Origin of the sequence: Paenibacillus amylolyticus (genome assembly GCF_051136285.1) — a bacterium.
GTDB lineage: Bacteria > Bacillota > Bacilli > Paenibacillales > Paenibacillaceae > Paenibacillus > Paenibacillus amylolyticus_F.
The window spans coordinates 5,222,143-5,247,615 of record NZ_CP194938.1; the positions used below are offsets into that span (position 1 = coordinate 5,222,143).

Consider the following 25,473-nt stretch of genomic DNA (forward strand, 5'->3'; position numbering starts at 1 on the left):
ATTGGGGTGTGGAGATGAGTAAGAAGACAAAGTTGGAATTGACTTGGATTGGTAAGGATGAAGAGCCGCGATTAGAGCCAAGGATACTGCTTGAATATACAGAGAAGTCACATCATGCTGATGTAAGAAACAGTGAGAATGACTTATTTGATAACCGGCTTATTTTCGGTGATAACTTATTAGCATTGAAGTCTTTACAACAAGAGTTTGCAGGAAAAGTAAAATGTATATTTATCGATCCTCCCTACAACACAGGTAGTGCTTTTGAACACTATGATGATGGAATTGAACATTCATTATGGTTGACTATGTTGCGTGACAGGCTGCAGATAATTAAGTCATTATTGCGGACAGATGGATCTCTTTGGATAACAATTGATGACAATGAAAGTCATTATTTAAAAGTATTATGTGATGAAATATTTGGAAGAAGTAACTTTGTTGCAAACATTGTATGGCAAAAGAGAACTTCCCCAGATATGAGAGCGACATTGGGTGCAGGACATGATCATATACTAGTATATGCTCGAAATTTATCCGAGTTTAAAAAGATATTGAAATTACTACCTAAAACAGGAAAGCAAAAGGACGCTTATAAGAACCCTGATAATGATTCTCGTGGTCCTTGGATGTCTACGGACTTTACAGCTCAGGGGTACAGACCTAATCAAATGTATACGATTGTTACACCAGGGGGAGCTGAGTACACTCCGCCTGCAGGTCGTTGTTGGAAAAATGTTGAATCTGTTTATTTACATTACCTCAACGAAGGTAGATTATGGTTTGGTAAAAATGGAGTCTCTGTTCCTCGACAAAAGACTTATTTGTCCGAATCGCAAGGACAGGCAGCTTGGACATGGTGGACAAATGCAGAAGTTGGACATAATCAAGAGGCTAAGAAAGAAATTAATGAACTTTTCGGTGCGGAAAATGCATTTGATACTCCTAAACCTGAAAGATTAATACAGAGAATAGTTCATTTATCAACAGATCCAGGAGATATTGTCCTTGATTCTTTTGCCGGTTCAGGAACTACGGGAGCTGTAGCCCACAAAATGGGACGAAGATGGATAATGATCGAGCTTGGTGAACATTGTCATACTCATATCATTCCCCGAATGAAGCGAGTAATTGACGGTACAGATCAAGGTGGCATAACCAAAGAAGTGAATTGGCAAGGCGGTGGTGGTTTTAGGTATTATCGTCTTGCGCCGAGTTTATTGGAAAAGGATAAGTTTGGAAATTGGATCATTAACAAAGAATATAATGCTCCTATGTTGGCTGAAGCGATGTGTAAGCATCATGGATTTACTTATGAACCAGACGAAGCAGTTTATTGGAAACAAGGATGGTCGACTGAAACAGATTATATCTATACAACAACTCAGTTAATGACAAGAGAACTTGCTACACAAATTCACGATTCATTAGGTGAAGGTGAGACGTTATTAATTTGTTGTAAAGCATTTAATTTGAATGAAGTAGATTTTCCAAATATAACATTCCAAAAAATTCCTGCTTCTATTCTCAATAGATGTGAATTCGGTAGAGATGACTACAGCTTGAATGTTGCACAGCTTCCTCAACCAGAAAAGTTGGAACAACTGGAGCTGTTCAGTGAAGGGGAAGGATTATGAGCAAACTTATAAACGCTATATCCGCTAGACTTAGCTTGCGAAATCCACAGAAAGAATCATTAGAAATACTTTCAGATATTGTTGATACTACTGAGCTTGGTAATTACGACAGTCAAAGCTTACTAATGGAATTGGATAAGGTGAAATCTTTGTATCCATCTGTATCTGATTTTGAGCGTGAGTTTCCATCATTATGTTTTGCCTTAGCGACTGGTGTCGGAAAAACGCGATTAATGGGAGCGTTCATCTCTTATTTATATCTAAGCAAAGGAATTAAAAATTTCTTTGTCCTTGCGCCGAATCTCACGATTTATAACAAGCTGATACAAGACTTTACTCCCAATACACCAAAGTATGTGTTTAAAGGAATAGCTGAATTTATTACTGTGCTTCCTGTTATTATCACAGGTGACAATTACGAAGATGGACTGGGTAACCGCAATCAATACAGTATGTTCAATGATGAAGTTCACATTAATATTTTCAACATCTCAAAAATTAATTCAGAAGTACGCGGTGGTAAGGCACCGCGTATAAAGAGACTCAAAGAATATATTGGTGACAGTTATTTTAACTATCTTGCTTCCTTACCTGATTTGGTGCTATTGATGGATGAATCTCATCGTTATCGGGCTTCTGCTGGAATCAAAGTATTGAACGAATTAAAGCCAATTCTTGGATTAGAATTAACGGCAACCCCGCAAGTGGAGTCAGGCAATCGAGCTATTCCTTTTAAAAATGTGATATACAGTTATCCGTTACATAAAGCAATGGAAGATGGATTTGTTAAGGAGCCAGCCGTTGCTACTCGTGAGAATTTTAATGCATCACAATATTCAGAAGATCAGTTGGAGCGATTAAAGCTAGATGATGGTATTCTGGTACACGAGGAAACTAAAGTTGAATTGGAAGTATATGCACGGCAGAATCACAAGCCGATTGTAAAACCATTTATTCTAATTGTTGCGCAGGATACTACTCATGCGAGCAAACTGATGGATATCATTCAATCAGATGAATTCTTCGAAGGACGTTATAAAAATAAGGTTATAACGGTACATTCCAATCAAAGCGGTCAGGAGAAGGACGAGACAATTCAAGAATTGATGAGGCTGGAAAATCCGGTTTCGGAAACAGAAATCGTTATTCACGTCAACATGCTTAAAGAAGGTTGGGATGTTACCAATCTTTATACGATCATTCCTCTACGTGCTGCCAATTCTAAAACCCTGGTCGAACAATCAATTGGTAGAGGACTGAGACTTCCTTATGGAAAGAGAACTGGCGTTAAAGCTGTAGATAGACTAACGATTATTGCGCATGATAAGTTTCAAGACATTATTGATGAAGCGAATAATCCTAATTCCATCATTCGTAACGGTGTCTATATTGGTAAAGATATAGCACGAGAACAGAAAAAAACGATAACTTCAAATCCAAAGCTCGGGCAAGCTGTTGTTGAACAAGTCCAAGCAAAAGTCAGCGCTGTACAAGCAACTAACAATGATTTCAATCCTGTACAAACAAATGATGTAATGAATGTATTCGAACTTGCTCAAAGAAAGATGAAAAATTATGAGCATCTACCAAGCTCAAAACATTTGGCAACAGGAGAAATTAAGCAACAATTGATTGAAGAAGTACGGTCGGAATATCTCGTCAATCAATTGGACTTGTTCCCAGAACAGACAACTGCTTTGATTGAGCAAGTTGTAGAAGCGTTAGTTGAACAAACGATACAGCATAGCATTGATATCCCAAGAATTGTGGTTCAACCTGTTGGTGATTTGACTTGGGGATATCATAATTTCAATGTAGAGGTTTCAAATGTAAGTTTACAGCCAGTAGATGAACACATATTAATTCAGCATCTAAGAACTCATGAGCGTGAAGTTCTACAACGCAATAACAATTTAGCTGTCGAGGAAAGATTGGAAGATTATCTTGTTGCTGCACTTATCGATTATTCAGATATTTCTTATGATGATCATTCTGCGTTACTCTATAGCTTAAGCAACCAAATGGTTCAACATTTACAAAGTTACTTGACTGACGAGCATGCAGTTCGGAATGTTTTACAGTATAATCGAGGGCGATTGGCTGAACTTATTCATTCGCAAATGAAGAATAATTACTATGAAACCGCAACTGCTTATGAGGTACAAGTAAGCAGAGGTTTTACAACTTTTAAGCCAGTAAGCTATACAACTTTGTTAGCAGAAGGCGTGAAGCCCTTCCGTCAGCCAGTTGAAGATAAATCTCGTATTCGCAGCATGGTTTTTGGCGGGTTTATTAAGTGTCTCTACCCTGAACAGAAATTCGATTCGGATAGTGAACGCAAGTTTGCAGTCATATGCGAGAATGACCCTAACGTCGAAAAATGGTTGAAACCATCTGCTGAGCATTTCAAGATTTATTATAACCATAACAGTATCTATGAGCCTGACTTTGTTGTTGAAACTAAAACAGGAAAGTACATCTGTGAAATCAAGAAAGAAAAAGAAATGGAAGATTCCACTGTGCAAGCCAAAGCGCGCGCAGTTTTGGAATGGTGTACGCACGCTTCGAAACATGAGTTGGAGCATGGTGGTAAGAAATGGAGCTATCTCCTTATTCCCCACTCTGATGTTCAAGAGAATATGACTCTTGAAGGTCTTAAGTCGCGGTACTTGTTCAAGTAAACATTTTTTGAATAATTAATGTACTTTACCCTATAACATTGAGCGAAATGTTATAGGGTATTTTTCTGCTCTTACGTCTAAGTGCAGAATATTTTGTGAATAATAAAAGGAAATTATAAAGCAATCTTGAATACTTTTTATGATGAGATAGTTCTTTATCTATTGGTGAAAGGTGGTGAGCGCATGAACGAACAGATTATTACTGCGGCAATAAAAGTACTAGAAGAATATCATGGCTTCGCACGCACAAAAGATTTTATTACGGCTGGTATATCGCCTTATTACATAAAAAAGCTGGAGTCCATTGGTGAAATTGAACGGGTGAAGCAAGGGGGTTACCGTCAGGCTGGTGAAGTGAATGAACCGCCTAATGAAATCGTTGAAGTATCGAAGCTGGTTCCCAAAGGGGTTATTTGTCTCCTCTCTGCTCTTTCCTACTATGAACTGACAACCTATAACCCTTGGGAATACCAAATTGCTATTCATCGTGGCAGTAAAAAGCCAAAGCTTCCTGATTATCCTCCTATCAAAGTTATTTATTTGGCAGATGCTCAGTACAGTATTGGAATTGCTGAAGTTAATGTTGATGGCTGTATTGTTAAAATTTATGACCGTGAAAAGACAATTTGTGACATGGTGCGGTACCGTGAGAAGATTGGAATTGATTTGATGAAGGAAGGGCTGAGGAATTACCTTCAATCTCCCTCTAAAAATATTACTAGGCTTGTTTCTTATGCAGACAAGCTAAGAATTCGAACTGTTTTGCAAAAATATCTGGAGGTGCTGATCTGATAACTAAGATTTAAAAATAACACTTGACATCCAATAGGTTCTCCATATATGATGCTGATCAACAAATCGAGGAAAGAAGTGAAAAAGCAGCTACCTCGAAGCGTTGAAATATATTGAAAAGTACATATATCAAGTAAGTAACATACAAAAAACCATTGGAGGAATTTATTTATGTCAAGTTTATTTTTAAACAAACTCAGTAAAGAAACAACAAATTATTCAGTCAGTAGAAAAGAAATAAATGGCTGTGCAAGTGAAGGCTACATATTTACATCAAATGAAATTGAAGTTGCATCTCTTGAAATACTGTCCATTGCTATGCAATTAATTCAACAACCAATTGTACAAACCGTCGAGGTACATACTCCAGATCAAACCGTTTCCTTTGCTTTAATAAAAACGATTAATGAACCAAATAACTTTGAAATTGTTAACGAAGAGCAGGCATATTTTTTTAGAAATCATGATTCAACACAAGGTAAACAAATTAACGAAGCAATAATCAAATTAACAACATTTGATATTCCTTCTAAGCATTTGAGAAAAATGTCTGGTCATTTAAATAGTTTCAAGGATGTAACGGACTATTTCTGCTCTAATTATATTTTACCGTTGACGCAGACATATCCTGAATATACTCCTAACCCAGCAACCATTACTGACTTTCAACAGCAGCTCATTAATTGTGACCAAGTTGAGTATCGTGTAAAGCAACTAATTGTACATGACATGGAGAGCAAGTATTTTAATCTTGACATGATGCTAGGAGAAAAAGGCATTGCTGATTTAGTACATAAAGTAAATGAAAGCCAAGCTGGAAAAGTGGTAGGGATTTATTATATTGACGCACAACTGAACGAAACCGTTTGTACAGTACAGAAGGATTCACATGAGCATCTGGCAATAGACTTTTGGGCTGAACAGGACGTTCATGCAAGAGACATTGAGTCTATATTTGATATTAATTGTGATTATGTTTCACTTCTGGTGGAGCTTAATAGAACAGATTTAGAAAGCTTAGCAACTATCAAATCAGGTCAAGAGGCTCTGCAATACATTTGCAAATAATAGAAGTAACCATGAGGACACACAATTTTGATTGTGTGTCCTTTTCATGTATAAATAGATACAGAATGTTCAACTAGAGAGCCATCTACAAAGAAAAAATAGGTTACAGAATGTAAAAGGAGATGAGCCGATTGGACTTTACCCTATACCTCAAACAACAGGAGATGCGGCAGAAAACAATTGTTGGTTACACTGCTGTAATTGCTGAATATGAAAAATGGCGAGATGCCCTTCCTGATTCATCCGAAGTTGTTACTCAGTTACTTGTAGTGGAATATAAATCTTATTTGAGGACGATGAAAAAAAACCATCCTAAAACAATCAATCGCAAACTTGCTGCCCTACGTAAATGGATTCAGTTTTTACAAACAACAGGGCAGCTAAAAGAAGTCATTACAGTTAAAGATGAAGCATTAGCAGATATGGAGCGGTGGCAGGAACCTAAATATCTCGGCAAAAATCAAATTCGAGATATTCGGAAGGGTATTGAAAAGGAACCTAGCGTTTTTTTGCGGAACCGAGATAGATGCATGATTTACCTTATGCTATATCTTGGCTTACGACAGGAAGAAATGCTGAATCTGGAGCTTACGGATATAATTCGTACACCAGGCAAGCAAAAGGTTATCGTCCGAGAAGGTAAGGGCGGTTTTTACGGAGAGTTAGCGTTAGAAAGTGCTGAACTACGCGGAGCCATAGACCAATGGATTGCTGCACGAGCCAAAAGCAGATTTGCAGCTAGCTCATACCTCTTTGTCAGTCAAAAATCAGCCCATGCTGGTAAACGTACAGCTGTTAAAATGATTGAACGGGTCAGTAAGACATCAGGAGTTGAATTCACCTGTCATCAGTTGCGCCATACCTTTGGAAAACGCATTATAGACGAAACAGGAAATATCAAAAAAGCGCAGGAGCTTCTACGTCATAAACATACCTCTTCGACAGAAATTTATACGATGCACCGTAAAGAAGAATTGAATGATGTGTTACGAAAACTTGATGATGTAATGTAAAAACAAAGCACAACAAGCCAAGCTAATTGCAAGCTGATAAAAATCAGTGCAATTGCTTGGTTTTTTTATGGAATGTCAACAGATAAACATATCGAATAGATTACATTTGTCAGGTACATTGAATGCAATGAGTCGTTTATACAGAATGGCGGTATAAGATATAGCAGTTAAATAGTTTGTATGCAATCTGTTTGTTTTATTTCATGTATTCGCTATATGCACTGTATATAATACTTGCATTGTATCTATTGTATCTGATAGATATGATATGATTCGGTATTTCAAACACTTGGATTGCTGTCACTATACTTAATATACACCGTCAATGCTAATCACTACATTCATGAAATGAATATAGGCAACCACATCTTAATTGCCTTAATAACATCAAATTACCATATAAAAGTTGCTTTGTTTCAAGAAAAAACAGGTAGATTTCGATAAAAAATAATATCTGCATGAACAAGCTTATTAATAGTTTCAATACTTAGTGGTTGATTACCTTGTGATTCCAGCTTATCTAAATAATATACGATAGCTTCAGCTTCGTTATTGGTTAATCGCTTATGGTAAACATAAATAAACAAGCCGAATGCATAAACACGATGAATAACAATTTCGCTTTCCAAGATGAAAGCACTCGATTTCTTTTCAGCAAAAAATAAATCTACATAACTCAGCACAATAATAATAATGACGGGTGTAAGCCAATAAACCAAGCTGAAATCTATCCAGACCATTAAGTTGAAAATAACGAACAGGACTGCTATTGCCAGCAACAGAGATAATTTCTGGTTGGTTAAATGTAACCTTCCGTAATACTTCATAGAAAATCCATTTCAGCTTGCTCATTTAATATTAGCAGTGCAACATCATGTTTCGACAATTGTTCCGAAATTTGAAGAAACCTGTCGTGATAAAGATGCAAAATATGATATGACTGTACAACCAAAACATCAATTTTCATAGAGCCATTCAAGATAGGTTCAAGCTTGGGTCGTGGAGCATCTGATTTTGCAATATCTTTTAAGACAATGACATCTCCATAAGGAACCTGATAATGAAAACAAAACTGCTGTAACGTAAGGTACTGTTTGTTAATGGTTCGTGGGGTTTCTCCTCGCATGTAAAAGGCAACTTTTAAGTTAGTTAAATTCATTTGGAGTGCGCCCCTCCTTCTTACTTGTTGATTGATATGGCTTGATCTTTTCAAGCTCTGCAATGACTGTCTCATCATCAAAAAAATGAATATGTCTTACATCTGATTGTTCACGATAGAGCTGCTGATAACGGTATCGGTATCCTTTTCCAACGTTAGGGAATAGTTCGGGTGTTTTATGCATGTGTTGTAGCAATTTATGTTCTATATGTTTGTATAGCACGGACAGACCAATTAGAAATATTGCGAAAATCATTGTGTTATGTGGTGTTATAAACTCCATTGTTTTTCCTCCTCTTTTCACAATCCAGTTTTATCCAGTTTATCTATAGGGACCAGTATAGCTGCTTCTTCCTCTCTTGCCAAGGCTAGATATCTCTATTACTCACACTCTTCTTAACCTTCTTGTTTTAATGATGGTCTGGTTCTTAAAAGAAAGAAATATAGTTTTGTGTCTCAGGTGGTTATGTCCCAGATGCTTGTGTCCCAATCAAGGAATAAATCTGGAATTTGACTTTACTTTTTGCACATATATAATAACTCTACAAATTTCATCTGTCAGGTTTTGTTCAACATAATGCACCTTACAGATAACCCATAAATTGAAGGAGATTAGATATATGTCATATTACATAGAAGAACAAATACAACAACATAACGATGCATTACTAAACCAAGTCAATAGACTAATTATTGGTGAACGTACCGGTTATATTGAGCAATATGGAGAAGGGGAACAAACAAGATATCGTACCTCTACAAAAAAGCTTGTAGATAGTACTGTAAAGTCGCATCTAGCTGGAAAGAAAACCGTGGGTTGTTTCTACATCGGGAATTCAAGTAAATTCCTATGCTTTGATATTGATGAAAATGACCCTGCTATCCCGAAACAAATGCTTCAATTATTAAAAGAGACGGGTTTCATGCCACAAGATCTACACGTGGAGTTTAGCGGTTTAAAAGGATGGCACATCTGGTTGTTCTTTGAGGAGCCGGTTCCCATATCTAAATTAGTGTCTTTTGGTAAATATATTATCGGGCAGCTTGGAACTAAGGGGAAAAAGATTGAACTAAGACCAGAACAAAAAGAGAAAAGTCGTGCCATCAAACTACCATTTGCGATACACAGAAAAACAATGATTCGTACAACCTTTATACAGCATGATTTGCAACCAATGGAGGATACCGTACAATATTTTTTAAATATCCAGCCGATACATAAGGAACATTTTTCTATTCTCAATCAAATAGTAGAGAACGCTCCTGTTCCTGAAGATACAGTGACCTTAGGACGTTCTACCAAGCAAACCAGCAAAGCAAGTAAACCAATTTCATCTCCTGTAGCTGAGGCAGATGAGTTAAAAAGTACTACATTGTCTGTGGTAGCCCAAAATTTGCTCCATAATGGTATTCCTGTGCGAGATGCTGCCGATACAAAGGGAAGGCATCATTATCAGTTTCTAATCGCGTTATACTATAAGGAGCAAGGTTTCTCAGAGTCGGAAACCATTCAGAAAGTAACCGCATGGGCGCTCAATGAAAAGAAAATGAATCGCTCGCAAAGCAGCCAGCAAGAAATTAAACAAGATGTGAAAACAGATGTTCATCATATTTATGTGAAAGATAAAAAGTTTTTTGCTACAAGAGCTAAAGAGGTTGTCTTTTATGAGGAAGATATTCAAGCAATGGAAGAAATTCTTGACCCCGTTTTACAGCAAACAGCATGGGCTATTCTTATTCTGGGACGCATGTATCATGAAGATGGTCAAATCCATTTTTCCATCAGGCAACTGGAGAAAATGACAGGCATTAGCCGTAATACTGTTCATCGAAGAGTAAAAGCTTTGATAAAGTCGGGTATGTTGGAGCTAATAGAAAAAGGAAGTTATAAGAAGGAGAAGTCATTGGCAAGTCTGTACAAGATTCCTGCCCTGTTGAATCAAAATATGGAGGAGTCGTTTACCGTATTTGTTCAATCTTCAACATGGAACGAAATCTATCAGGAAGTGCTTGTTCAGCTTTATAAGTATTATATGATGCTTAATATGAAGCAGGAAAAAGCGCAATGAGGATATTGTTTTGTGACCAGTCCATGCTACGTTTTGGTTTTTGCATAGTAGAGATGCGTTGTAACTATTGTGAAGTTATTGTTTATGGCTTATTGAAACTGAATGGAAAGCTACACTACATAGAGCGTCTTCAACAAATTGAAAGATGGTTAAAATGCCTAATAGAAGATTACAGTATTGATGAAGTGGTCTGCGAGGAGATTCAATTTCAGCACAACGTGCAGACGTTTCGCAAGCTGGCTATATTGCAATATGTCATTGAGATGATATGCTATCAACACTCCATTCGTTTCCCTAAGCCATTACAGGTGCATGTCTGGCGAACGAAAGGAGTAAGGCAGATTTTGAGATTAACAAACGGTAATAAGCAGACATTGTTTCAGTTTTTAAACAGCTATCTTGGCTCCCCACCCTACTTCGATACCAACCAGGCAGATGCACTTGGCATGGCGATATATTGGTGCAACAAGCATGATGAAAACTTACCATTGGGAATGAAGAATGCAATTCAGCTACAAATAAAGGGCGAAGGAATATGTTAATTCCTAAGCCCTTTTATTCATGAAAATCTGAAACTGTTTGGTAACTGCAGCTTTTTTATCATCGGTAATAACAGCAGTCTGGCTAGTATTTTTGAAACGAATAATGTTTTCTTGAATACTTTCAACCTGATGCAGGTTTATGAGGCAAGAACGATGTGTCAGAACAAAATCATGAAACAATAAGTACTTCTCATATAATTTTATTGAAATCCTGGACTCCAACTGCCCCTGAGTAGTATGCACATATACAATTCGGTTGACCGATTCAATCAGTAAAATATCATGTGGGGTGTAAAGTTGAATTTCATTTGAAACAACAGGGACAAACAAACCGCCGCTAGATGTAAACTGTGCTTGCTTAATGCTCCAACGTTGCTTATCAAGCCCTTGTTTTACTCGTTCGAGTGTGAAAGGAGCTTCTAAAGTATCAACAATGCCTAAATCGGCAATATAGGTTGCTGAAAGAGTCTGATTCGTGATAAGAATGGTCGGAACTTGGTTGCCACGCAAACGAAGCAACTGATAGGATTCAATGAGGTTTATCGCTTCATCTGCACTGTGACACAGAAGTACAGCATTAATACTGGGCTGATGGATGATGTTCTCCATATATTCTTTGGAGGTCGCAACAACACCAAAAATTTCTACATTCGGTATGCTTGTTAGTAATGCATAGAGAATTTCATAACGCTTAATGTCTCCAACGATAAGGAGTCGTAATTTGATTTCATACATATAAGTCACCTAATCTTGTATAAATGCCTTAGCATATTAGTTCTCTCATTTTGTGTTCCAACTGATTCATCATATACTTGGATAGCCTTCCAAGCGGTTTTACAAGCCGTGCTTGCTTATCAATGGTCATAATTTTACTTACGTCCATAGATAACTTAAAAGAGCCTTTGGCTGAATATCCTGTTAACTGTTGAACAAATAGCGGATGACTGTCTGCGCCACTGGCAGCTATGACCTGAAGCGTAGGCGAATGCAAATTGCCCACATTGTTTTGAATAATAACTACTGGTGCAGTCCATTCCTCGTCATGTATTAATTGATTTAGCGTAGCTAGAAATACATCTGCTCGCTTGGCAGGTATGCTTCCGCATATACATCTCTTATTTGCATGAATAACCACTGTATTGCAGCTGGAACAAATCATTCTGCATCCTCTCCTTATACTAAAACTGATTAGTTTTAGCATGAATAAAGAGAAAATCAAAATGGATTATATCGCTATATTTATTTTAACCTGTTAAAGCCTGAAACTGATGTTGAATTGGGAGGGATAAGGGATAACTTGTTCACACAAGGGCTATAGCGTTTTAACCAAAACTGGTTGGTACAAACAAAATAATTATAAAAATCCGATGCCTATGGAACATAAAAAAGCCCTCGATTGAGGACTGGTTGGAAATAGATGATTAAATTTAATTATGACTCACTGGCTCGTTCTCTCCATTTGATAGCTTCTGCTCGATGATTAGCTTGCTCGTACAGGTTCGCAATTTCATGTAAGATAGCGGCATCATCCTCATTGAACATAAGGGCGTACTTGAAATAAGTGACAGCTTCCGTTAATTCGCCTCTGCTCAAAAGGTAAGCGGCTTGTTCTTTGGCTAAATACAATAGCTGTATTTCTGCTTTGGTTCTAATATGTAAACTCCAGTCATGATTGAGGTAAATAAACATCGCTGGCGTAGCATTTTGAAAAATCTTTTGTACAGCATCGAATTTGATAGGCTGCTCCTTCTCATTTGTAGCTTGAACCAATCTATTTAACATGATTTGCAAATCTGACTGCACATTTCCTCGTAGAGCGACTTGTTTTTTATCAATAAACAAAAACTGGTTTTCATCGTTATTTAACAGCTTCTTTAAGTGAACCAAACAAACCCTTAATTGACCTTTGGCTTTCGTTGCATCCATTTCCCCAAAAATATCAGCGCAAAGTTGCTCCCTTGAAACAGATGGGTTAAACAGCAAATAGATGAGTAAATCTTTAGCATATCTTCTTCCCCACCCATATGAAACATGAACATCATCAATCAGGACATCAAATCTTCCAATGAGATTAACGGTAAGTGTGGCATCTGCCTTCAGTTCCTGTGATTCTCTTAATTGAAAAAAATCTGCATGTAAATGTTGAAGTAAAGGATCTGCTTGAATTTCTTCTGAATGCTGTGAATAGCTGTTCAAGAATTTCTGAATCTGTCTAAAGGTTTCTTCGGGTTGGTCATAGAAAACCATATTGGACGCATCGTAAATGGTCATATACCGACAAACAGGATTAGCAGAAGCAATGAGACTTGATAGGTAAGTTGGATACATCACATCCTTTTCCCCCGTCAAAAACAGTAGCGGTATTCGCTGTTCTTTAAACATCGCTTTGATTTGAAGGTGATGATGCAAAAAGTAATCAATCAGCTCGTAATAAACATCCACTGTGGTACGAAAATAGGACTCATACAGCTTGTTTAATTCAGGTGTCCCTTTTTGAAACAAAGTGGCGTATGAAAGAACGTGGTCTGCAAGAGCTTGTATAGAGCTGAATGATTTACGATAGCTGGTGTACTTATTCACACTGTCCTCATTCAAGAAAAGGGGAATTGACAGCAAAACGGATGATTGAACCATGTTAGGGTAGCATTTTGTAAAATATAGAGCAATAAGCGCACCAGCTCCATGAGCGATAACATGTGCTTTTTTGATGCATAAGAGAGTTATGATTGAAAATAAGTCATCTACAAAATTAACATCGTTAAAAGGCTCGTTCCCCGTACTCGACAGCCCATGTCCTCTAAAGTCATATCTCAAAATATGATAATTCCCCATGAAAGGAATCATACGGTCCCAGGTTCTTAAATCAAAGGCTAATCCATGTATAAGAATAATCGTTTCTGTTTTATCAGAAGCGTTGGTTGCAGGATGATATTCATAATATAAATCCACGTCATCTTTTGTGAAATAAGGCATAGCTGTCCTCCAAATGAATTTCTTAGTAACTACGTTACTTTAGTATAGATGGTACTATGGCGAATTGTCTCGAAATATGTCGGAAAGTGTAACGGAAGTGTAGCGGTGATATGCTAAACTGCTTGATAGAGAGAATATAAAGCTCGATTCAAGCATCGTTACTCTGCCCATTCTAATCATATTGGAGTCTAAGACAAACATGGCACTAAAGAAACCTAAGATAGCGTTTTTATTTATTATGGCTTTCATTCTTATTGTTGGTCTAATTGCGTTGAAGGTAACGAGTACTTATTTTTCTACCTATAGAACGGCACAGACCTCGTTAGCTGAGCAGTATCAGCGAATTATGATGGATATATCCTCCGGTTTGAATAAGGATGTCTACAGAAAGCTACTTGATGCTGGAACGAAGGATAATGAGTACTATAGTAAAGTGAGAAGCTACTTGTATGACTATCACCAAAAGATTCAAGCCTTATATATTTATACATTGCAGTTTGAAGCAGATCGTGACCGCTCAAAAGTAATGGTAACAGCGACTCCACCGGAAGTTCCTTTGGGAACGGTAGAAGCAACAATACCTCCTAAACAGATCAGGCAGCTTAAAGAAGGTAAGCCAACTTATACAAATGTCATTGTCGATAAAGAATATGGAACGTACTTATCTGTGTTTGCGCCATTATTTGATGAGGAGGGTAAGGTAACGGGGGCAGTAGGGGTAGATATTAGTGCCGATTCATTAGAGCAAATTGGTAGCAATATTATTAATAACAATATGACTATTCTGGCGATAGATGTTTTTTTTGCAGTGCTTTTGATGTTACTTCTTTTTCTATTTAGGTTGTGGTATAAGAAGCGTTATAAGGAAGAATTAAAAGAAACAGAACTAATGTATATTGCCGAACTTGGAAACGTAATTCATTCGCTGAAAACAACACGTCATGATTTTAACAATCATTTTCATGTTGTCAATGGGTTATTAAGCATGAACCGCATGGACGAAGCAATTCAATACTTGAACTCACTACATAAAGAAACGAAGATCGTAGATTTGTCGATAAGAGTAAAGCACCCTGCTCTTTTAGTGCTGTTTCATAGTAAATGGGAACTGGCACAATCCAAAAACATAAATATAAAGTTTGAAGTAGATCAAAGTAATTATTCAAGTATGGAGACGGCTGATCTGGTAAAGGTCTTTTCCAATTTAATTGACAATGCGATTGAAGCTACACAGGAACTCCCGCTGGATATGAGAGTTATTCGTATTGTATGCAAAAAGCTGGGAAGCACCTATGTTTTTCTTGTTGAAAATCCTACTAGTCTTACATTAACTGAAAAAACATCTCTATTTAAGAAGGGCTTTACAACAAAACAAATACAAATCGAATCAGGCAAGCCATCAAGGGGCAATGGGCTGTCTATTGTACAGATGGTTGTGGAGAAATATAAAGGCGAGCTTTATTACCAATATGAAAAGAGTAGGCTATTAATACAGATTACAATACCAACTAACGATTAATAAGTAAGAGGGGATATTATGACTTTGCTTCCGTTAAATATTCTTATCGTAGAAGACAACCCAGGGCAATTGAACCTTCTCATGGCTCAGTTGGCTTCAATGCCGCATGTTAAGATTATAGACTGTGTAACAACAGCGAAGGAGTATATCAACGTTCTAACCGTTAACAATGCTATTAATGCTGTTTTACTTGACGAAGAGTTAGAGGGAAGTATGAATGGGTTAGAGGCATATGGATTGCTGCAAATTCGGGGTAAAAAGGTTCCTACGATATTAATGACAGGTCACGTCCCGTCAGCCAGTCACGCAGCTGATTTAGGCATAATAGATACGTTGGAAAAGCCATTTACGCAAATTAGACTGAATGCGGCATTGAAAAAATTGAGTCACCATATCCATCATCAACGTTTCTTGGCTAGTGGCGGCGTTTTTGTACCCGTCATATCGGACCAAATTATTCAGTTAATGCCGGATGATATTTATTTCATTGAGTCGATTAACCGCACCATTTATGTACATACCCATACGAATATTTATGAGACGAAGGTTCCGCTAAAGTTGTATGAAGAATACTTGAGTGAATGTGAATTTGTATTAACGCACCGCTCTTGCTTGGTAAATTTGAAGAAAATAGAGCAAATCGGTGGTGATACCATACAGTTTCATGACTTCGAGCGTAAAGCTATTGTTTTAGAGGAAAAAGCAGGAGACATTATTCGATTATGGAACGCAAGTCGTGCTACATGGCAGGCAACCCTAATGTAAAGCACAAGAAGAGCTGAGAGACAAACTCCCAGCTCTTCTTGTGTTTTATGGAGTTGGTGTATCTAATACCTCAACGAAACCTACAGCTAGGTCATTTTGGTCAAAAAATACGATACGATAGTAGTTCCCACTTTCAGATGCATAAAAATGATGAATCGTTTCTCCAATGGAACCTTTGGCAACCATGCTTCCACGTTCCGTAGGTTTTACTTCATCGTAGCTGCGATTACTCGTACTGGATTGATTCGACCAACTGTACGTGTAATAGGCGAAATTTTGAATTTCGGTTGGTAAAGACGAATGATTCAACAACAGTTTAAAGCCTGTGGTTGCATAACTGTAGCCATATTTTTGAGCCTCAGCAATTTCATCAGACGTAAGGGCTGAGACGGTCAATCCTGTTGGATTCGCAATTACAGTTACAGGTGTTGCGTTATAAGCCTTGGCTACCCGCGGCGAGGATTCATCAATAGAGAACCACAATGTTCCATTTTGTGCTTGAGCGCCTAAGTTGGAAATAGATACTAAGATGGACACATTTGGTGATGAAGATATTGGCATCTGCTTGCTCTCTAATAGATTACCTCCGACTTCAGCATCATAGACACTAACAGTGACGCTAGGCTCAATACCCGATAGCATAAAGGAGTTAGAGTCAACCATTTGAATATCTGTTGAGTCAAACTGTGAAGGGTCTCCTACAAGGTCTTTGAAACGGAAAATGACCAAGTTATATTCTTTAGCAGACTGCTCGGTTTTAACGGTAATTTTTACAGATGGTATAACCCCAGCAGGAATCGATATGTTATACGTACCATCCACTTGAGTAATGAGTGTTGAATTTGTTTCTCCAGGAATAGACGGATTGATTTGCCTTACTTCAATCGTTGTCCCAGCAGCGCTTGTCAAATTGAGTGCCACTTGGTTTACGTTATTAGCGATGTGCGTCTGGTAATGATAAATATTAGGGTCGAATCCAGTTCCAATTACACCAATCCCATGTGTATCCAGTTGAGTTAGCTCATAGTTACCAATGTTTAATTGGCTAAGATTCAAGTTCTCAGAGGTTACCGTAATAGTTGAGCTTTGGGCAATAATTGAGCCAGTTGCCACATCCTCTACTTGAATCCGGAACGTATAAACACCTGATTTAGCTACAACATACCACTTGTTTGCAGTGTTTAATTGTTGCATTAAGGTATCAATTGTACTTCCTTGAGCCGAACCAAATCCTGTCTTCAAAATATCAGCCCAATGTGCTGAGCTGCCATCATGGTAGGCAAACAGCTGGATATCATCAGCGGAAGCGCCTTGTGAAGCTGTAAGTGTAGATGCTGTAATCCGAACATTACCCGAATAATGCTGACCATTATTTTGAGTTACAGAAAACGTGGGTACAAAATAAGGCTTGTCCTGAAAATAATAAATATCGGAGATGGTAACACCATTATTATCAATCAGCTGATTATTAGCAGTTACGTTTAGCATCGTTGCAGTTCCTGTTACATGCACTTGGGAAGGAACTGTTAATCCATATTGATTGACTGTTGGTTGAGGGGTTATTGTACCACCGCCTGTAGAACCGCCACCGCCAACTGTGGTTCCGCTACTATTGTTAGGGGGTGTAGGCGTAGGTGCCCCTGTTCCTTCTGATTTCACAGGCGGTGTTTCAAATGATGAACTTTTAGCATTTTCATTAATAATGGCGTTTTCGATTGTGCCTTGTCCTGTTAGTTTAATTGCTGCGTCCAATACAAGCTTTATAATTTTTGCTTGCTGGCTCAGATTCATATCAATTTGCCCAGCCTGTTCATTTACATTTAATTGGTTGATGGAGCCAGTAGGGATTTCAAGTCGAATCGATTTGGCATCAATATCTACCGATTCAAATTGCCCAAGCAATTGTACTCTGGAACCTTGTGGCAGCTCCTGAGCCAGTTTTATATTTGTAAATCCAGTACCTGTCGCATGATCTTCTTCAATCTTGACAGATGATTGTACAGTTACTGACTGAACAGACGTTGCACCCTCGGCAACAATCCGAACGCTTCCGTCCCTTTTGTTTACGATAATGTGAACCAGAACAGAGTCTTTGACATGAATCGAATTTTCACCACCACCTGCTACGGTCGTAGTGCCTGTCACTTTAATATTATTGAGGAATACATCGCCTTCACCAATGCCAGCTGCAAGTGTCAAGTTGCCTTCAATTATCAAGTTTTGTAAGATGACACCTGAAGTATTAATAACGACATTGCCCTTAATAGTTTCGGTTCCAGTTGCAGGACCATACGTTCCTGCGTTGTTAAAAGTCTTGTTAGCTAGATTTGCTTGAAGCGCTCGTGCTAGAGCGATGACGCTCTCAGCTCGTGTAATGCTTCCCTTTGGACGGTAACTTCCGTCTGGATAGCCTGTAATGATACCTTGTGACAACAGGGCAGATACAGCAGGTTTACTCCATTCTGCAATGTCTGTTGTATCGCTAAATTGCTCAAGACTATTTACTGCATCTAGCTTGAGTGACAGCAGTTTTGCAATCATGCTGGCTGCTTCTTCACGGCTAATCTTATTTCCAGCACGTATTGTACCATCCTCATAGCCCGTTACGTACCCTGCTTGCACTGCAATGGCTGCTTGCTCATAAGCCCAGTTTGACTCCTTTAAGTCTGTAAAAGTGATGTCAGCTGTTTCTTTTAACGTAAATGCACGGTTAATAAGTGCCATCAATTCCCCACGAGAGATGGTATCGTTGGGTCGATAGGTTCCATCCTGATATCCAGATAAATAACCAGAATTAATCCATTCATTCAGTTCCTTTTCTGCCCAGTGACTCGTAATATCATGGGATGAAGGCTCTGCCGCCCATGTTGTGCCAATCAATGAAATGAATAATGCCATGACAAGCAGTGAGCTTACACCGATTTGTTTAATTCGTAGCATCGACAAGTTTCTCTCCCTTTTTAGCTAATTTATGCCTGAAGCACTATTACTACTATAACGAGAAGGGCTTAAATACTGGAGATATACTGGTATAAACAAAATACATTTGGTCAGCACCGAAGATAATGGATTGCAGGGGAAGCAAGAGCTTACACTTGGAATAGAAAGGTGTGGTGTTAACAAGTGGGACTTGTTATTAGTGTAATTATTATTTTGGCGGTTTTTATCGGGATTAAGCTGAAATACAAAAAACATAGCCAAGACGAGGTGCAAAAGAAGAGGATACTTCGTTGGCTGGAACATGAGAAAGGGTTCTCACCTGAAACGCTGCAACGCATGCAAATAATGAAATTGCAGCATTTACAGATGGTTATTATGCAGCAAAACTTATTAAATGAACAAGAGATGCAGCGAATCATGTATGACCCCTATTTAAATCAAGGATTGGACATGGTGGTTGATAGGCACTATCACGGAGTAGATAATGGTTTAGACCAACAGCATCATTTCAACAATGATCATAACAATAATGGCTCAGGTAATAATGGTTTTTAAAAAGAGAAAAGCATGTTGGCTGATTAGATGCCGACATGCTTTTTTACGATTAACTCTCAAATGGACCCATCGTTAAAACCTCAATAAGACGAAATTTAACTTGATCTAAATTATCGTAGGACTCTAATAATTTTAAACCAACATCAGATGAATCAATCGCCAAAAGCTCTTTTAATTTTTCATCATCTTTGTTTGCGCTCCAGTCCATAATAAGTAAACCAAAGCGTATATCAGATTGTCCGTAGTAGCCAATACCTTGTATTTCTTCTTCTGTTAGCTTGTCTACATTGATATTGGGATAAAACTGTTCGGAAAGTGGTTGAATTACGTTTCGAAGCTGTAAGGTTAATGGTTCTCTTTCCTTTCGCGAAGGTATCTTTTCAAGAGAATCTATTAATTGTTTTACTTGTTTTGTTGACACAATAAATAAAGATTGATGAGTTGAATGATAAATATGTGATGAGTCAATTGTTATTTTATCAGCAGTCGCAGCGCTCTGAGACTGTTTAGAGGTTTCATTGTTAGATATTGTATCAAATATAGAGTAGTTCCAATTTTTTTGAAAATAGGAATAAACATTGTAGCCCACAAAGCCGATAGCCACTACGATGAGAATAGCAATAATTCCAAGTGGCTTTCCAGAAGAGCTTTTCTTTGCAGGTGTAGACTCTTCCATTTCCAATACGGCAAGACCTGCATTCCTGGCAGTGATTTTTACTCCTCGGTCATTTGAAGCAACGCATACCTTGCCCTTCTCCATACTATATTTTAAATATGCTGCCAGAATTTTATCATCCTTTGAATCGCTGAGACCTAAACTTTTAATCGTATTAAAATCAAGGGACGGTAAAATAGTAATTTGTTGCCCTCGAATTTGAGCCTCTTCAAGGGCTTTAAAAGCACGACGAGCTTTGGCAGAGGTTTCTTTATCGGGGCTATTTTTTAATCCATCCAGTTCTTTTTGAACTTCACGACTGATGATAACCGTCTCTGTTTTTAACAGTTCGAAAGTCTCGCTCGGAAAATTCATTAACATATTGGTGTCAAAGCCAAAAGCTAATCCTTGCCCCTTTTTTAAAGCAAGCGCCTTTTTGTACTGTGCAAGAAATCGACTAACTTGTAATCCGCGCATACCTACAGACATTAACGAGCGAGGTTGGAACATGATACGGAGCAAAGCATCTTTTGCTCCATAAATATGCTTGTACATGAAAAACAGGAAAAGAAATTTGCCAACCACAATTAATATGACAAGAACGAGCATTGAAATAAAAAGAGTCTGAAAAGTAGATGCTCGTTCTTGTTTCCCTTCATGAAATTGTTGCCACAGCGCATCGCTAGCAAACGCAGGAAGACAATAAGTAAAAAGACCAGTAAGTAACGTAAAGATAAAAATAAATCGCTTGTTCATTATGATAACTCTCCCTCTGATATACTTATGTTTTATTGTAAGTGAACCAAGGAAAATTAGCGGAAATACTGGTCGTAACAAACCCTATTTGGTTTTGACCGATTATGAAATTTGCAATTTGCAAATCATTAATAATGATTGACAAACCATATCGCCCCTGATATTATTCGTAATAAGCTCTTTTGAGTGACTACCACAACTTAATGTTTATAATGATACACCCATAGTTTCCGGTGTCGAAAGACACGCGGAGCTGGTGTCACCCATGTTATTTATTTACATGGTGACTTATCGTTTTTGATTTACTTGTGTATCTATTGTTATCTATTAGACGGGAGAAGTCTGCCCTCTAATACAAACAATAGAATACAAGAAAAACGATATACCAGCTCTACAAACGGAATACGATGGGTGTTTTTTATTGCCCGAAAGGAGGTGATGCCAACCACAACTTCATATAAAACCCTCAACGAGGGAGGTGATATCTACTCGCCTTTATCAAAGTAGGTACCCAGTGGCTCTATCAAAGGGGCTATGTGGGGGTGTCGGGTTAGGACTATTCGACAAACTACTTACTAAAGGTACAAAAATAAATCTATCAAACACAAATATAATTTAAAAGAGAGAGGAAAATAAACCATGAAAAAACAACTTAACGGACTTCAACTTAATCGAATCTACCAACGTGACTGTGTAGAAGGCATGAAAATGCTGCCTGATAACAGTATTGATCTCGTGATTGCTGACCCACCTTATAATCTGGGGAACAGCGGTACTAAGCTTGATTTAAAAGAAATGTACGGCTTTAATCAATTTAAAGAAGACTGGGATAAGATAGATGACTTTCCCACATTTAATCAGGCATGGATAAATGAATGCTATAGAGTGTTAAAACCTGGTGGTTCAATAATGGCATATGGAACCCATCATAATCTATTTCTTGTTGGGTATCTCATGGGGGAATCAAGCTTTACCATTCGAACAAAATATGAATGGAAAAAGAAAAATCCATCCCCTAATCGAACAGGCACAGCACCACACTTTGCAACCGAATCTATTATTTGGGCAAGCAAGGGCGATAACAAAATATATAATCTGGATTATGCAAAAAGGATTAACAACAACAAGAACATTACTAATGTTTTTGAAACATCAGCTACACCTCCAAGAGAGAAGAAATATGGCAAATTTCCTTGTCAAAAGCCATTAGAGGTATCCATTCAACTGATTAACCTCCACTCTCGCCCAGATCAAATTGTGCTTATACCATTTTGTGGTAGCGGAAGCGAAGCCGTTGCTGCTCAAATGACTGGAAGAAATTTCATTACCTTTGAAAGGGAATCGCAGTACATAGAGCTTGCCAATATGCGTTTAGATAACACGGATGAATTGAAAGACAAATTGCTTCACTTGATATAGTTTACACGTTCAGAAGTTGAATACAGCCTGTGGCGACACAGTTTATATAGATGCTGCACATTTAGATATAAATTAAAAACCGATTATACTTCAATATTACATGAAAACAGAGCAAACATTCGTTGATGCGGGTTATTGTACAAGACCACCGTCACATAAACTAAACAAGAGGATTTTTTTGAAAGGAGAATGCCCGATGTCAAGGGATTTAAATAAAGCATACCGTATTCATATTCAGGCTGGACAGGGTAATCTCAATGAAATGATTGATGAACTCGCCAGACAGGTTGTTCATAAAAACATAGATGAATTTCAAGCCAACAATTACCGTGTAAAAAAAATCTCGGCTTTGGGACGTGCCATATAGTCAGTAGCTATTTATAAATACGAACATACAGCAATCCCTTTGGCTTGAGCTTGCTTCGCCAGAGGGATTTGCTTTTTTAATACACAAGGAGAATGATTGTTCATGCTAAAAGCAGCCATTTACGTTCGTGTCAGTACAACGAAGGACAGTCAGAAGGATAGCCCCGAGCATCAGCTTGCGGCTTGTAAGTATTATGCAGAGGATATGGGCTGGGAAACCAGTGAAGATATTATTTATGAAGACCGCGAATCAGGCACCAATATCATTGACAGACAAGCAATTCAACGAGTCGTGAGAGATGCTCAGCGCGGCACCTTTCAAGTCATCATCTTTGCCGCTTTATCACGTTTTGCCCGTGACATTGGTGATTCTATCAACCTGAAACGAAAACTGGTAGATGCTTTACACATCCGTTTAATATCCATCGACGATCACTATGATTCCAATTCGGATGGTGAAATGCTTTTTTCCATTATTTCGAGTATCAACCAATCCGTTAGCGAGCAAATTAGTCGAAGCTCTCGTCGTGGTAAACGAGAATCCGCTCGTAAAGGAAATTTTGTCGGTAGCCGCGCTCCCTTTGGTTACAACCGAGTAGTTCAAAATGGCATGAAAGTATTAGTCCCTGATGAAGAAAAACTGAATACCGTTCGCACCATATTCCAACTGTATACTGCAAATAAAATGGGCGAAAAAGCAATTGTAGCTTATTTAAATGATAAAGGTATCCCCTCCCCCAAAAATGGCGTATGGGGCATCACAACAATTCAGCGAATCCTGCAGAATGAAGCCTACATTGGTAAAAACCGTTTTTCCAAATATGAAACCAAAACGGTGTATACGAATGTGAATGATATGTCAGAAAGAAAAAAGGTACAGGTGCAACGTCCAAAAAGTGATTGGTGCTATGCCAACGATGAGCAAACCCATCAAGGTATAATTGACGAGGATACTTTTCAGTTAGCACAAGCTTTGAGATTGGAGCGTGGCGGCGGTGAACGCGGTGGCATTAGGCAAAAAATAAACATTTTTGCTGGTATTATCAAGTGTGCGCACTGCGGTTCCTCCATCGTCAGCATGAAATCCAAAAGTAAGAAGACAGACCGTGAAGGCAGAGAATACCGTTATCTAATCTGCTCCAGACGACGACGACAAGGTGATGTCGGTTGTAATAATGATTTTTGGCTCCCCTACTATCCTTTTCGAGACGATCTAATTCATTCATTGTCTCACACACTTAGAAACATCACCTCAGCTGAGGAATTATTGGAGAAGCACAAAGGACTCATTCAAATTAATCATACTGACCTTGAAAACGAATTAAAAAAGCTTCACAAACGAATTGCAGATAACCGCAAATGCCTGTTCGAATTACGCCGTGAGAAATTATCAGGAGAGTTCCACGATGAACAGCAGTACAACATGGAGAAGGCAATTTATGAGCAGGAAATCGTTCAATTGGAGAAAAGACTGACAGAGGCTAATGAGGAGAAACGCAAACAAACAGATTTAACGGAGCTGTATGAACAGGTGATGGATATGCTGGATGAGTTGCTAGATCTGGATTTTGATTCATTTGACGAAATGCAGCTTATCTTGAAAAAGCTGTTGTCTGAAATTACAGTGAGCCGAGATGGTGAGGTTCAGGTCGTGACGACGTTTGGGTTGTCGTTGCAGGAGTTGGCAACAACAAGTAAAGAGCATGATGAATAACTTATAGTACGATACAGAAAGCTTGGTTTATTGCTTTGATGTTTAGATGCGAGTTAGCTTCTATTCCATTAGCAATGGTCAAGCTTTTTGCTTGTCTAAAAACAATAAATAAAAATAACAGTTGACCAAATGAACCGAGCCAATAAGTTATTTTCTTATGGATGTCTGAAAATGAGAACCTCCTCTACTTAATCTTGGCTTTTGGACATGTGTAAGTACAAACTTGAGAATGAAGATGGAGGAAAATTAAGAGAAAATGTCGAAAGTACTATTTATACATAAATTTCTACAGGAGGTAAAATAAAAATGAAACTGACTCAAGAAGATTTTTATTGTGGTGCTTTTCTCTCGTATCTTCTTAACAATGGTATCGTACCAGCATTATTTGAAGACCGAGCAGCATTAAACAGAAAAGTATATGATTTTACTACTGATAAGGGTGACTTTCGTGTGTATGTTAAAAGTAGTGAAAATCCAGCAAGTAAAAGTGATATGAAAAACAGTTCCATATGGAATTTTCCATTCACAGATGCTCAAATAGATGAACTGAGAACACTTCATGTTACAAATAAACAGCTATATTTTGCTTTTGTATGTGGGCAATCTGAGTTAAAGAACAGTAAAATAGCAGTTATTCCCGCAGATATTGCATTACGGTGTATAGATATTCATAGAGAACGCAAGTATAAAACGCAAAGCATAAAAATTAAGTATGTAAAGGGTGAATGGGATTTTAGTGTTTATGGCACTGCAAGGGATGATAAATCAAATGGACAAGATACTTCCTTTAAGGTTAGGGTTAAAAATATTGACAAACTATTTTCTAGAGAATCTGCTTAGAAAAAGAATA

At 38.0% G+C, this 25,473-nt stretch carries 22 protein-coding genes; 14 read left to right on the forward strand and 8 right to left on the reverse strand.

The window, feature by feature from the left end; translation table 11 throughout:
* The first annotated feature begins 14 nt into the window (after positions 1 to 14).
* The 5 genes from ACR8BL_RS22715 (at position 15) to ACR8BL_RS22735 (ending at position 7,191) form a co-directional block, all read left to right on the forward strand.
* Positions 15 to 1,637, forward strand: a complete 1,623-nt coding sequence (locus ACR8BL_RS22715; protein WP_434749650.1) for a site-specific DNA-methyltransferase — start codon at positions 15 to 17, stop codon at positions 1,635 to 1,637.
* On the forward strand, positions 1,634 to 4,318 hold the full coding sequence (locus ACR8BL_RS22720; protein WP_434749651.1) for a DEAD/DEAH box helicase family protein: 2,685 nt from the start codon (positions 1,634 to 1,636) through the stop codon (positions 4,316 to 4,318). Before ACR8BL_RS22715 ends, ACR8BL_RS22720 begins: the two co-directional genes overlap by 4 nt.
* Positions 4,319 to 4,501: 183 nt before the next feature.
* A complete protein-coding gene (locus ACR8BL_RS22725) occupies positions 4,502 to 5,110 on the forward strand; it encodes a type IV toxin-antitoxin system AbiEi family antitoxin domain-containing protein (protein WP_434749652.1) in 609 nt (202 codons plus the stop codon).
* A 171-nt stretch (positions 5,111 to 5,281) separates the two neighbouring features.
* Complete coding sequence (locus ACR8BL_RS22730) at positions 5,282 to 6,178, forward strand: hypothetical protein (protein ID WP_434749653.1); 897 nt, start codon at positions 5,282 to 5,284, stop codon at positions 6,176 to 6,178.
* A gap of 122 nt (positions 6,179 to 6,300) precedes the next feature.
* Entirely contained in the window at positions 6,301 to 7,191 is an 891-nt protein-coding gene (locus tag ACR8BL_RS22735) for a tyrosine-type recombinase/integrase (protein WP_434749654.1), read from the forward strand.
* A 416-nt stretch (positions 7,192 to 7,607) separates the two neighbouring features.
* Here ACR8BL_RS22735 and ACR8BL_RS22740 read toward each other — a convergent pair whose 3' ends face one another.
* The 3 genes from ACR8BL_RS22740 to ACR8BL_RS22750 are packed head-to-tail and all read right to left on the reverse strand — an operon-like array spanning position 7,608 to position 8,633.
* A complete protein-coding gene (locus tag ACR8BL_RS22740) occupies positions 7,608 to 8,018 on the reverse strand; it encodes a hypothetical protein (protein WP_434756446.1) in 411 nt (136 codons plus the stop codon).
* Complete coding sequence (locus ACR8BL_RS22745) at positions 8,015 to 8,350, reverse strand: hypothetical protein (RefSeq protein WP_434749656.1); 336 nt, start codon at positions 8,348 to 8,350, stop codon at positions 8,015 to 8,017. The genes ACR8BL_RS22740 and ACR8BL_RS22745 overlap by 4 nt, the downstream gene beginning before the upstream one ends.
* The gene (locus tag ACR8BL_RS22750) at positions 8,337 to 8,633 is read right to left on the reverse strand and encodes a hypothetical protein (protein WP_434749657.1); all 297 of its coding nucleotides are present in this window, start codon (positions 8,631 to 8,633) and stop codon (positions 8,337 to 8,339) included. Before ACR8BL_RS22750 ends, ACR8BL_RS22745 begins: the two co-directional genes overlap by 14 nt.
* A 337-nt stretch (positions 8,634 to 8,970) precedes the next feature.
* Here ACR8BL_RS22750 and ACR8BL_RS22755 point away from each other — a divergent pair, with 337 nt between their 5' ends.
* Both ACR8BL_RS22755 and ACR8BL_RS22760 read left to right on the forward strand, forming a co-directional pair.
* Positions 8,971 to 10,419, forward strand: coding sequence for a TOTE conflict system archaeo-eukaryotic primase domain-containing protein (locus ACR8BL_RS22755; RefSeq protein ID WP_434749658.1), 1,449 nt, complete (start codon positions 8,971 to 8,973; stop codon positions 10,417 to 10,419).
* A 23-nt stretch (positions 10,420 to 10,442) separates the two neighbouring features.
* Entirely contained in the window at positions 10,443 to 10,961 is a 519-nt protein-coding gene (locus ACR8BL_RS22760; RefSeq protein ID WP_434749659.1) for a crossover junction endodeoxyribonuclease RuvC, read from the forward strand.
* 3 nt (positions 10,962 to 10,964) lie between these two features.
* Here the strand turns inward: ACR8BL_RS22760 and ACR8BL_RS22765 are convergent, their stop codons facing one another.
* The 3 genes from ACR8BL_RS22765 to ACR8BL_RS22775 form a co-directional block, all read right to left on the reverse strand.
* Positions 10,965 to 11,696, reverse strand: coding sequence for a LytR/AlgR family response regulator transcription factor (locus ACR8BL_RS22765; RefSeq protein ID WP_434749660.1), 732 nt, complete (start codon positions 11,694 to 11,696; stop codon positions 10,965 to 10,967).
* A 28-nt stretch (positions 11,697 to 11,724) separates the two neighbouring features.
* Positions 11,725 to 12,120, reverse strand: coding sequence for a type II toxin-antitoxin system PemK/MazF family toxin (locus ACR8BL_RS22770; RefSeq protein ID WP_434749661.1), 396 nt, complete (start codon positions 12,118 to 12,120; stop codon positions 11,725 to 11,727).
* Positions 12,121 to 12,392: 272 nt separating this feature from the next.
* Positions 12,393 to 13,934 carry an alpha/beta fold hydrolase gene (locus ACR8BL_RS22775; protein ID WP_434749662.1) on the reverse strand — a complete coding sequence of 514 codons (1,542 nt, stop codon included), beginning with the start codon at positions 13,932 to 13,934 and terminating at the stop codon, positions 12,393 to 12,395.
* A gap of 199 nt (positions 13,935 to 14,133) precedes the next feature.
* Between ACR8BL_RS22775 and ACR8BL_RS22780 the strand changes: the two genes are divergently transcribed.
* Positions 14,134 to 15,453, forward strand: a complete 1,320-nt coding sequence (locus ACR8BL_RS22780) for a GHKL domain-containing protein (protein ID WP_434749663.1) — start codon at positions 14,134 to 14,136, stop codon at positions 15,451 to 15,453.
* A gap of 18 nt (positions 15,454 to 15,471) precedes the next feature.
* On the forward strand, positions 15,472 to 16,218 hold the full coding sequence (locus ACR8BL_RS22785; RefSeq protein ID WP_434749664.1) for a LytR/AlgR family response regulator transcription factor: 747 nt from the start codon (positions 15,472 to 15,474) through the stop codon (positions 16,216 to 16,218).
* 45 nt (positions 16,219 to 16,263) lie between these two features.
* Here ACR8BL_RS22785 and ACR8BL_RS22790 read toward each other — a convergent pair whose 3' ends face one another.
* On the reverse strand, positions 16,264 to 19,158 hold the full coding sequence (locus ACR8BL_RS22790) for an S-layer homology domain-containing protein (protein WP_434749665.1): 2,895 nt from the start codon (positions 19,156 to 19,158) through the stop codon (positions 16,264 to 16,266).
* 183 nt (positions 19,159 to 19,341) lie between these two features.
* Here ACR8BL_RS22790 and ACR8BL_RS22795 point away from each other — a divergent pair, with 183 nt between their 5' ends.
* A complete protein-coding gene (locus tag ACR8BL_RS22795; RefSeq protein ID WP_434749666.1) occupies positions 19,342 to 19,713 on the forward strand; it encodes a hypothetical protein in 372 nt (123 codons plus the stop codon).
* Positions 19,714 to 19,762: 49 nt separating this feature from the next.
* On the opposite strand, the gene ACR8BL_RS22800 is transcribed toward ACR8BL_RS22795, so the two are convergent.
* Positions 19,763 to 21,124: a PIN domain-containing protein gene (locus tag ACR8BL_RS22800; protein WP_434749667.1), complete on the reverse strand. Its 1,362-nt coding sequence runs from the start codon at positions 21,122 to 21,124 to the stop codon at positions 19,763 to 19,765.
* A 639-nt stretch (positions 21,125 to 21,763) separates the two neighbouring features.
* On the opposite strand from ACR8BL_RS22800, the gene ACR8BL_RS22805 reads away from it, so the two are divergent.
* From ACR8BL_RS22805 to ACR8BL_RS22820, 4 genes are all read left to right on the forward strand, one after another.
* Positions 21,764 to 22,543, forward strand: coding sequence for a DNA-methyltransferase (locus ACR8BL_RS22805; protein WP_434749668.1), 780 nt, complete (start codon positions 21,764 to 21,766; stop codon positions 22,541 to 22,543).
* A 196-nt stretch (positions 22,544 to 22,739) separates the two neighbouring features.
* Positions 22,740 to 22,910, forward strand: coding sequence for a hypothetical protein (locus ACR8BL_RS22810; RefSeq protein ID WP_434749669.1), 171 nt, complete (start codon positions 22,740 to 22,742; stop codon positions 22,908 to 22,910).
* 102 nt (positions 22,911 to 23,012) lie between these two features.
* Positions 23,013 to 24,623, forward strand: coding sequence for a recombinase family protein (locus ACR8BL_RS22815; protein WP_434749670.1), 1,611 nt, complete (start codon positions 23,013 to 23,015; stop codon positions 24,621 to 24,623).
* A 306-nt stretch (positions 24,624 to 24,929) separates the two neighbouring features.
* Positions 24,930 to 25,463, forward strand: coding sequence for a hypothetical protein (locus tag ACR8BL_RS22820; RefSeq protein WP_145414959.1), 534 nt, complete (start codon positions 24,930 to 24,932; stop codon positions 25,461 to 25,463).
* The last annotated feature ends 10 nt before the right edge of the window (positions 25,464 to 25,473 follow it).